This window comes from Aneurinibacillus terranovensis DSM 18919, from assembly GCF_000430625.1.
Taxonomy (GTDB): domain Bacteria; phylum Bacillota; class Bacilli; order Aneurinibacillales; family Aneurinibacillaceae; genus Aneurinibacillus_B; species Aneurinibacillus_B terranovensis.
In genome coordinates this window covers 1-10024 of record NZ_AUMJ01000089.1, presented here as the reverse complement: position 1 = coordinate 10024, position 10024 = coordinate 1, and the positions used below count along the sequence as shown (strand labels likewise).

The 10024-nt window shown below is 39.5% G+C and carries 9 protein-coding genes and 1 pseudogene; 7 read left to right on the top strand and 3 right to left on the bottom strand.

Annotated elements, in window-relative coordinates:
* Positions 1 to 353: 353 nt before the first annotated feature.
* Together H525_RS24240 and H525_RS27410 are read right to left on the bottom strand one after the other, a co-directional pair.
* Positions 354 to 916 (bottom strand): annotated as a pseudogene (locus H525_RS24240) (IS110 family RNA-guided transposase); the annotation flags it as partial.
* 61 nt (positions 917 to 977) lie between these two features.
* Positions 978 to 1118, bottom strand: a complete 141-nt coding sequence (locus H525_RS27410; RefSeq protein ID WP_155837317.1) for a hypothetical protein — start codon at positions 1116 to 1118, stop codon at positions 978 to 980.
* 622 nt (positions 1119 to 1740) lie between these two features.
* On the opposite strand from H525_RS27410, the gene H525_RS0114710 reads away from it, so the two are divergent.
* Genes H525_RS0114710 through deoC form a run of 7 tightly spaced genes read left to right on the top strand, consistent with a single transcriptional unit; the run spans position 1741 to position 9462 of the window.
* Entirely contained in the window at positions 1741 to 2718 is a 978-nt protein-coding gene (locus H525_RS0114710) for a sugar-binding transcriptional regulator (protein ID WP_051331063.1), read from the top strand.
* Positions 2696 to 3733, top strand: coding sequence for a galactitol-1-phosphate 5-dehydrogenase (locus H525_RS0114705; protein WP_027416822.1), 1038 nt, complete (start codon positions 2696 to 2698; stop codon positions 3731 to 3733). Before H525_RS0114710 ends, H525_RS0114705 begins: the two co-directional genes overlap by 23 nt.
* 13 nt (positions 3734 to 3746) lie before the next feature.
* Positions 3747 to 5285 (top strand): FGGY-family carbohydrate kinase, encoded by a 1539-nt coding sequence (locus H525_RS0114700; RefSeq protein WP_027416821.1) that lies wholly within the window; start codon positions 3747 to 3749, stop codon positions 5283 to 5285.
* Positions 5285 to 6811, top strand: coding sequence for a sugar ABC transporter ATP-binding protein (locus H525_RS0114695; protein WP_027416820.1), 1527 nt, complete (start codon positions 5285 to 5287; stop codon positions 6809 to 6811). The genes H525_RS0114700 and H525_RS0114695 overlap by 1 nt, the downstream gene beginning before the upstream one ends.
* Positions 6774 to 7754, top strand: coding sequence for an ABC transporter permease (locus H525_RS0114690; protein WP_027416819.1), 981 nt, complete (start codon positions 6774 to 6776; stop codon positions 7752 to 7754). Before H525_RS0114695 ends, H525_RS0114690 begins: the two co-directional genes overlap by 38 nt.
* Before the next feature lie 19 nt (positions 7755 to 7773).
* Positions 7774 to 8781 (top strand): substrate-binding domain-containing protein, encoded by a 1008-nt coding sequence (locus tag H525_RS0114685; protein ID WP_035101404.1) that lies wholly within the window; start codon positions 7774 to 7776, stop codon positions 8779 to 8781.
* 9 nt (positions 8782 to 8790) lie between these two features.
* On the top strand, positions 8791 to 9462 hold the full coding sequence (gene deoC / locus H525_RS0114680; RefSeq protein WP_027416817.1) for a deoxyribose-phosphate aldolase: 672 nt from the start codon (positions 8791 to 8793) through the stop codon (positions 9460 to 9462).
* A gap of 171 nt (positions 9463 to 9633) precedes the next feature.
* On the opposite strand, the gene H525_RS0114675 is transcribed toward deoC, so the two are convergent.
* Positions 9634 to 10024: ATP-binding protein (locus H525_RS0114675; RefSeq protein WP_027416816.1), on the bottom strand; the 391-nt coding region annotated here is incomplete at its 5' end.

The following is a 10024-nucleotide window of genomic DNA, read 5'->3' as shown; positions in this document are numbered from 1 at the left end:
GCTTGAGTCCCTCGGTATCCAATTCATCGGCACGACCAAAATGATAAAGCACCTTCGCTTGCGGTGTTCCTGTAACTGAATTGCGTTCATTGTGCGCGAGTTGAACATACCGGGTGACGGTTCCATTTTTGTTTTTGCGAGAAATTTGGCGTATGTACATAACTACATGATACAATGTATACCACAGAAAATACAATAAAAAGCGGAGTTATCCACAAAAATTTAGTGCCTACATGTTTTTAGGTTTTTTAGTATTTTAGTGCCTGTGGAAAAGTCCCAAAAACCGCGACACATAAGGATTTTAGTTATCCACAGCATCCAAAGGGGTGCCTACTTTTAGAGGGTTACTGTCGAACCCGGGATAAGGTTTTCGGATCTTCTACGCCAGCAATCATGGCTTCGATCATCGCACGACCGGATTTACCGAGAATATCGCTTGCAACGGAAGACAACTTGATATTGGCCCCTTCAAGAACTTTCTGCATACGATTTGCTTCCCGTGCCCGTTCATCGACGAGACTGCGACGATAACGAATCAGTCCCCGTAGTTCACGTTGATCGCGGGAGGGGATGTAACTGCCTTGAAGCAGCCCATGGCGAAGTAAACCGGCAATCCACTCTGCATCTTTTACGTCCGTCTTGCGGCCCGGAACATTCTTCATGTGCTTGGCATTGACGACCAAGGTTTGGATGTCTTCCAGTTCAAGCAGGTTGTAGATTGGTTTCCAAAAGGAGGCCGTACTCTCCATAGCTACGTGCGAACATCCTTTGGTTTTGATCCAATTCACAAGATGTAAGAGATCATCCGTCATGGTAGAAAAAGTCCTAACCTCTTACCCTCAGGGGTAATCGTGCAGGCTACGACGTTCTTTTTATGAACATCAAGTCCGCAACAGTGACTGTATACGACGTACATAGTCTTCTCCTTTTACGGCTGTATAGATTAAAGGGCTGGTGCAACAACCATCCGGGTTAATCTATCCTCCGTGCTTCCAAAGTGGAGCAACAATCTGTGGTGCACCTGGTCGCTGGGGTCTGTCTATTGAACGGGCTCGCAGCACCATAGAGTGACGACCTCCCTTCGCCAGCCGTAAAAAGGTACTTCGACGTCGATCCATTTTCATCCTTCTGCTGGTGCCGCGTTACGGCATGGATGTCTATTGTGCAATCATGGTAATTAGCGAAGAGCCGCTTTCCGTACGATTAAGATACTCCAGCATGATATCCTCATCTTTGGGAACTTGCCAATCATTATATTCGTTTACTTTCTCTTTTAACTCTTCTAAGAGCAAAGATAACTTTCCTTCTGGTAAGTGAGAAGGTAGCAGAATATCAAAAATGGATTAATTTTATTGATATTACGCTCCTTTTTGAATTTATTGTACATCAAAAGAATCCCTTTTGTTCGTATATTTGACTTTAAATGAGAAATCGGAGCCATTATTTATATTTTCTATCCATCACCACCTTCCCCAGATCCTTCGGATCCCTCCTTGTTCGGCTAACTGGCAAGAAAAGATAATATCTTTAATTGTGTTTGATATTGATTTTTTAAAGTTTTAATAATAATGTTGCCTACACTCTACTCGACAACATCAAATAATAATGTGAATAATCTAACAATATGAAACAATGTTCAATTTTATAAATTTTGTTGAAATTTTTCTCTCGCCCGAATACAATAATTCTCAAGAACAAATGTTTATTAAGCTAAACAAAATTTCAGTAAGGAGTAGAAAGTTGTATACGATTCAGGAAATGATTCGAGTTTCTAAGATGTATTATGAGCTGAAAATGACTCAGCAAGAAATTGCCGAAAAGGAAAATATCTCGAGGCCCACAGTGAGTCGTATTTTAGATAACGCTTTAAAGGAAGGTATTGTTTCCTTTGTTATCAATTATCCATTGGATTCTGTTAGTAATCTGGCTGCTGAATTGAAAGAAACGTTTGATTTACAACATGTTTTCGTAGCACCGGTTTACGTAGAAGATAATCATTTGATTTTACGAGATGTAGGGAAAGGACTAAGTTCGTATCTTTCTTCGATTATTAAAGATAGGGATGTTTTAGGGATCTCATGGGGTAACACCTTAACATATGTTTCATCTAGCCTTGAACCAATGAATAAAAGGGAAGTGAAGGTGGTTCAATTGAACGGTAGTGTTAGTACCACTTCACATTCGACAGGTTCTATGGGTATACTTGATCAGTTTTCAAAAGTGATTCCAGCTCAGCCCTATATGCTACCAGTTCCTGCTATTGTTGATTCTGACCAAATTGCAACTGCAATCATGCAAGATTCTTCTGTTAAAGAGATTATATCAATGGGCAAAACAGCAAATATTGCTGTATTTGGTATAGGGAAGACCTCATATGATTCGATCTTATATAAAGCAGGTTATTTTTCAGAAGTCGCTTATGGTGAATTATTAAATAAAGGAGCGGTTGGGGATATTTTATCTAGATTTTATAACATCTACGGTGGACTATGTGATGATGATTTAAATAATCGTACGATTGGTTTGCAATTGGAAGATTTGAAAGGGAAAGATCATTCCATCGCTATCTCATGTGGAGAAGAAAAAGCTTCTGCTATCCTTGGTGCGTTAAATGGTAATTACATCAATACCTTATTTACGGATGAAAACACGGCGAAGGCTGTATTAAAACTTTATAGAAAAGGAGATACCAAAAATGAAAGCGTTAAAGTTATATGAACCTGGCAATTTGAAGGTGGAAGATGTAGATATTCCTTGGATAAAAGAAGAAGAGATACTTATTGAAGTTAAGGCAGTTGGAGTCTGTGGTTCGGATATTCCACGAGTTTTGAACAAAGGAGCGTACTATGAAGGATTAACGCTTGGTCATGAATTCGCAGGGGTTATCGCTAAAGTAGGTGATAAAATAACAGACTGGAAGGAAGGTCAACGGGTGGCAGTTGCACCTCTTGTCCCTTGTATGCAATGTGCGTATTGTGCAAATGGTCAATATTCCTTATGCGATGACTATGATTATTATGGTTCTCGAACAGATGGTGCTATGGCGAAATATATCAAGGTAAATCCCAATAATATGATAGAAATTCCAGATAATGTTTCATTTGAAGCAGGGGCCATGGTTGATCCAGCGGCGAATGCGATTCATGGATTATGGGCAGGGAGCTTGAAGAGTGGAGATAGGATGGCTGTATTTGGGCTTGGGGCTATAGGTTTGTTCGCCATTCAATTTGCCAAAGTACTGGGTGCAAGTAAGATTGTAGCGATTGATATCCATGATGAAAAGTTGGAATTGGCGAAGAAATTAGGTGCAGATATTACGATTAACTCGAGGGAAAACGATCCGGTTAAGGTTATTCAAGAACAACTGGGTGGTTTGGACTTTGCCATTGATTTATCGGGTTCTCCGATTGCTCAAGACCAGGCTGTATTATCCTGTGACAAGAAGGGAAAAGTTGTTTTGCTAGGTATTTCAAATTCATCACTTGAATTGAGTAAAGAATCGGTAAACCAAATTTTACGATATGAATTATCCATTCATGGTTCATGGAATTCCTTCTCTTCTCCTTTTCCAGGCAGAGAATGGACTTACACAACGGAATTGATGGGGGAAGGAAAAATAATAGCAGAACCAATAGTATCGCACCGTTTTACGATTGATGAGGGACCTGAGGTATTTAGGAAAATAAGGAATAAGGAAATTGTATTTAATAAAATTATGTTTTTCCCAAATTAGGAGACCATAAACTATGAAAAAAAAGATGGTTCTTGGCATCGATGTAGGTACACAAGGGTTAAAAATAGGAGTATATACAACCGAGGGGAACAGAATATGGGTGGGTGGTGCCGGATACCCTACCCGTTATCCTGCTCCAGGTCAAAGTGAACAGGATCCGAATGATTGGTGGGAAGCATGTAAACGGGTTCTAGCCAAATGTCAAACAGAGATTGATTTGAAAGAACTATCAGCCGTATCAGTTTGTGCCACTTCATCTACCGTGTTCGTTGCAGATGAAAACGGCCGCCCTGTTTCCCATGCCATGTTGTGGATGGATACGAGAGCAGCAGAAGAATCGGATTTTATAAATGAAATGAATGATCCACATGTGGAAGATATATTGCGCTACTCGGGAGGCAAGGTCTCTGCTGAATGGATGACTCCAAAGACATTGTGGTTAAAAAATCAAGGGAAGTTAAAACCAGGGTATAAGATATTTGATCAATTAGACTGGTTTAACTATCGGTTGACTGGGAAATGGGTATCTTCTCTATGTAACGTGACGTGTAAATGGAATTATCTGAAAAGTCTTGGGTTTTCAGAATCATTTTTTAAGACCATTGGTTTTAAAGAGTATGCGGATGTATGGCCACTTGAAGTAAAAGCAGTAGGGGAACAGATTGGAACGATATCTTTGGCTGCTGCCAAAGATATCGGTCTTAAGGAAGGAATACCTGTTTTTCAGGGAGGAATCGACGCTCATATAGGCATGTTGGGAATAGGAGCGACCCTACCAGGGGAAATGAGTTTAATTATGGGGACCAGTTTTGTTCATTTGGTCCATACGGAGGAAGCGGTGTTTCATCCGGGATTGTGGGGACCTTATCAGGATGCCATTTTGCCTGATAGTTGGTTGATTGAGGGTGGGCAATTAACTTGTGGTTCACTTACTACATGGTTTTTGGAGCAGTTCTATCCTGGTAAAAATTCGATGGAGTTGCAGAATGTCTATAATGATTTATTGATTAAAGCGAAAGATATAGAGCCAGGAAGCAATGGTTTGATTATCATGGATTCTTGGCAGGGAAACCGCACTCCATATCGGAATTCATGGGCTAAAGGAAACATATACGGACTCACTCTTGCGCATACCAAATTCGATATTTTCAGGGCTATCCTGGAGTCTGTAGCGTATGGTACCTTGAACATTATCGATTGCATAAAACATGCAGGCGTTACCATTCAACGTATTATCGCATCTGGAGGAGGGACAAAAAACTCGCTTTGGCTCCAAATCTTAAGCGATGTTACCGGACTTCCCATAGAAGTAGCGGAAGAAACCGAGGCTGGCACAAAAGGATGTGCAGTTATATCTGCCTATGGGTTGGGATTGTATTCTTCTCTATCTGAGGCATCTAAAAAGATGACGAAAACTTCAGGAATATATCAAACGAATCGTGTTTCGTATGAGAGGTATAAAAGGTGCTTCCAAAATTATATACAGCTTCATGAAAAATTATTACCTCTTATGGAAGAAGAGAAATATATGAGGAAGGAGGTACTGATGTAATGCAACCTGTATTGGAAATGAAAAACATATCTAAAGAATTTCCAGGAGTGAAAGCGCTTGATTCAGTTCAGTTTTCGGTAATCCCAGGCGAAGTTCATTGCCTAATTGGTGCTAATGGAGCCGGAAAGTCAACGCTTATGAAAATTCTGGCGGGTGTTTATAGCAAAGATGAAGGAGATATTTTTCTTCAAGGAAAAAAAGTTGATATTACGGGCCCTTCACAAAGTAAAGAATTAGGTATTGCGACTATTTATCAGGAGCTTTCCCTTATAGAACATCTTACTGTTGCCGAGAATATCTTTTTGGGAACTTACATGAAACCCAGATATGGGATTATGTCTTGGAAAAAAATAAATGAAGAGTCCAGTAAAATTATAACCCGCTTGGGTATTCCAATTCAGGTTCAAAAAAAGGTATCCGAACTCAGTGCTGGACATAAGCAAATTGTGGAATTAGCAAAGGCCATTGCTTCTCATGCAAAGCTCATTGTAATGGATGAACCGTCTACGACGCTTTCAGAAAAAGAAGTTAATACGTTATACCGTGTTATTGAGGATTTAAAACGACAAGGTATTACAATCATATTTATTTCTCATAAGTTGGAGGAATTATTCACCATTGGTGATCGTGTTACGGTGTTAAGGGATGGAAAATATGTAGCAACAAAGAAACTTAAAGAAATAAGTCAGGATGAGCTTATTGAATTAATTATTGGGCATAAGGTAGAGAAGAAAAAAAGAGAAACGTCAAAACGTACCTTTCAGGAGCTTCTGCGTGTAGAATCATTGAGCAATCATAAGTTAAGCAATATTAACCTGCAGCTTGGTAAGGGTGAGATCATTGGTTTATATGGGTTAGTTGGATCAGGACGTACAGAGGTTTTGAAAGCGTTATATGGAGTGGATCAGATTAAGAAGGGTTCTGTTTTTATCCATGGTAACAAACAAAAGATAACAAAGCCAAGTAAGGCCATTCAACTAGGAATGGGACTCGTTCCAGAAAACAGAAAAAGCGAAGGTGCCCTGCTCCATTTATCTGTACGGGAAAACGCTATTGTCGCTTCCCATGGTCACCTTTCCAAATTTACAGTTTTACTGAGAGATAAGGTAAAAGACGTTGTAAGTAAAACAATTTCCGAATTAAGAGTGAAGACGCCGACCCCTGATACACTCATGATGAATCTGAGTGGAGGAAATCAACAAAAGGTAATTATATCCAGGTGGTTAATTCATAATTCCGAAATTCTTCTTTTTGATGAACCGACACAAGGTATCGATGTCGGAGCAAAAGATGAAATCTATCGTGTTATGAGAGAAGTCGCTTCCCAAGGAAAAGGTATTATTGTTGTTTCTTCTGAAATCAATGAACTTTTGGAAGTATGTAATCGAATTTTAGTGATGTACGACGGAAAAATCGTTGGTGAATTTGATGATCCACAAAATCAAAAAGAAGAAATTTTACATTTAGCAGTTAAAGGAGGGGATAACGTTGAGTCAAGCAAATGTAGAAAAACTCCAGTCGACTGAGTCACCAAGAATTAATATCGCACATCATCTAAAAAAATATAATCTTTTCATCCTATTGTTGGTTTTTATAGCTATTGGCACAATGCTATCTTCAAAATTTTTGAGCGTACAAAATTTTCTTAATCTCTTACAACAATCGGCTGTTGTTGGAATTGTAAGTTTGGGTATGACTTTTGTAATCCTTATAGCCGGAATCGATTTATCAGTAGGTTCCGTACTGGCCTTATCAGGAATGGTTTTATCCATTCTATTAAAAAGTGGAATAAATATATTTTTTGCCATATTATTAGCTCTACTTTCTGGAGCGTTATTAGGGTTGGTCAATGGATTTATCACAACCAAGCTAAAGGTTCCAGCATTCATTTCTACACTGGCTATGATGGTTGCAGCAAGAGGATTAGCATTATTGACAACGGATGGAACTCCGATCCAAGGATTACCGCCTTCTATCCGTATACTTGGTGGAAATGTATTTAATAGAATCCCTGTATCTGGATTATTATGGATTGTCTTAACTATCATATCGATTTTAGTACTCCGTTATACAACCTTTGGAAGAAAACTATATGCCATAGGAGGCAGTCCTCAATCCGCTCATCTATCTGGAATTGAGGTTAACCGATATATTACTGCAACCTTTGTAATATGTGGAACACTTTCTGCACTTGGCGGAATCGTGTTAGCATCCTGGTTGACTGTTGGTCAACCTACGGCGGGCAGCGGAATTGAATTGGATGCTATCGCCGCCGTTGTATTGGGAGGAACAAGCTTATTCGGTGGAGTGGGAGGTGTTGGAGGAACTTTTGTTGGTGTACTGCTAATGAGTATCATCACAAACATTTTTAATTTGCTAGGTTTGTCGTCTTATTACCAATCTATTCTAATGGGCGCCATTATTGTTCTAGCATTAGTATTGAATCGTTTTATTCTAAAAAAACAATAAATCCTAGGGGGCTATTATAATGAGTAAATTAAAATGGGGAAGTGTTCTATTAACGATTGTTTTGGCAGGAAGTTTGGTTTTGGGAGGCTGTTCAAGTTCAAATTCCACACCTAGTGCCGGTTCATCCCCATCAAAACCTGATGCCAAGAAGATTGTAATTGGATTCTCACAAGTTACTTTAGAGTCTCCATTCTATGTTTCTTTAGTTGATGCGGCAAAAGTAGAAGCTCAAAAACAAGGCGTGGAGCTAATCGCTGTAGATGCCCAAAACAATATTCAAAAGCAAAATTCAGATGTTCAAGATTTAATTACCAAAGGAATTAATGCTCTTATTTTAAATCCAACGAATCCAAGCGCTGTTGCTCCAGCTCTACAAGCGGCTCAGCAAGCGAACATTCCTGTCATAACCGTAGATCGTCCTACTGAAGAAAAGGTGACTTCATTTGTTGGTAGGGATAATAAAGAAATGGGTCGAATTGCTGGAAAACAGGCTGTGGCCTTACTTGGAGGAGAAGGAAAAGCCACTGGTAAGATAATTGAACTACAGGGGGATGCCGGTGGTAAGGTGATGATGGACCGTCACGGAGGTTTCCATGAAATCGTTGATAAAGAAAAAGGATTAAAAGTAGTAGAGGGCCCATATTGTGACTATGTTCGTGCTAAAGCCGTTAAAGCATTCCAAGACTTATTGCAGGCTAATCCTGATGTTAACCTTGTTTATGCACATAATGATGACATGGCTCTCGGAGCAGTCCAAGTATTGGAGCAAAACAATATGTTAAGTAAAGTTAAAGTAGTGGGTATCGATGGTCTTTCCGAAGCGGTTAAAGCAATTATTGATGGAAAGTATAGTGCAACCGTTTTAAATGACCCTGCTAAACTTGGAGTTTTGACTGCGGATACAGCCATTAAAGCAGCAAAGGGCGAAAAGGTCCCAGAAAATGTGGATGGGGGGACTGGATTAATCAATTCTTCCAATGCAAAGGATTATTACAATGAGAAGGCAGTTTTTGCCCCGATGAAATAGGAGGAAAATATGCGAAATTTGTCATCTTATATTGATCATACTTTATTGAAGCAAGAGGCAACAAGTAAGGATATTGAAAAGCTTTGTGATGAGGCCAGACAATTTAAATTTGCTTCCGTCTGTATTAATCCGCACTTTGTGTCTTTAGCGACAAAATGGTTACAGGGTTCAGAAGTAAAGGTATGTACGGTAATAGGATTCCCATTAGGGGCTAATACAACAACTGTTAAAGTTAGCGAAACGGAAGATGCCATTCGAAACGGGGCATCCGAAATTGATATGGTTATTAATATTGGGGCCTTAAAGGAAAAGAACGATGAAATTGTTTTTCGAGATATTGCAGGAGTAGTGAACGCAGCTAAGGGGAAGACCGTAAAAGTGATCATTGAAACGTGTTTATTAACTGAGGAAGAAAAAAGGCGAGCGTGCATGCTCTCAAAAGAAGCAGGGGCCCATTTCGTTAAAACATCCACTGGTTTTTCAACAGGTGGGGCTATAGTTGAAGATGTAGAATTGATGAAAGCTACCGTTGGGGATAAGCTAGAAGTCAAAGCATCTGGAGGAATACGGGATCAAGAGTCTGCCTTAAAGATGATTAAGGCTGGAGCTACTCGTATTGGGACTAGCAACGGAGTTAAAATTGTTACGGATGACACAACTTTAATGGAAAGTACCTACTAAAAATGAAAAAAACAAATCCAATTAAACCGGACCACTCCTTAGGAGAACCGGTTTTAATTGGTTTTTAAATTTCTTTAGTGATTTTCAAATGAGTATATCAAATGGTGAATTCACATCATATTGTAACCGTCAAGTACCTTTGAGCAGATTTCGCTAAATAAGCTTTAACGCCTAAAAATTTCCAAATATGGTTTCCTTGTGTTTGAGACGAAAGCTATCTCCACTTAACTGTATCACCTCGCTCTTATGCAAAATACGGTCCAGAATCGCAGTCGTTATAGCCGGATCGCCCAATAATTCACCCCATTCCTCTGGTCCCTTATTGGACGTCAGAATGATTGACGATTGACCATAGAGCTTGTTAATAAATTGAAAGAATATGTTTGACTTACCCTTGTCCATGGCCATGAACATAAGATCGTCAATGATCACAAGATCCGAACCTAGAATACGTCTCATGCGAGCTTGCGATGTTCGTGTAATGTCTTGTGTCTTGAGTAAATGGAGGAGGGTATCCATAGCCACAAAGCTGACGCGATGGCCTCTCTCCAGGGCTTCCATA

Bases quoted from the DNA above. Each gene is read 5' to 3' on its own strand.
- H525_RS0114685 (WP_035101404.1), top strand. From the start codon at position 7,774: ATGAGTAAATTAAAATGGGGAAGTGTTCTATTAACGATTGTTTTGGCA.
- H525_RS0114695 (WP_027416820.1), top strand. From the start codon at position 5,285: ATGCAACCTGTATTGGAAATGAAAAACATATCTAAAGAATTTCCAGGA.
- H525_RS0114700 (WP_027416821.1), top strand. From the start codon at position 3,747: ATGAAAAAAAAGATGGTTCTTGGCATCGATGTAGGTACACAAGGGTTA.
- deoC (WP_027416817.1), top strand. From the start codon at position 8,791: ATGCGAAATTTGTCATCTTATATTGATCATACTTTATTGAAGCAAGAG.
- H525_RS0114705 (WP_027416822.1), top strand. From the start codon at position 2,696: ATGAAAGCGTTAAAGTTATATGAACCTGGCAATTTGAAGGTGGAAGAT.
- H525_RS27410 (WP_155837317.1), bottom strand. From the start codon at position 1,118: ATGGATCGACGTCGAAGTACCTTTTTACGGCTGGCGAAGGGAGGTCGT.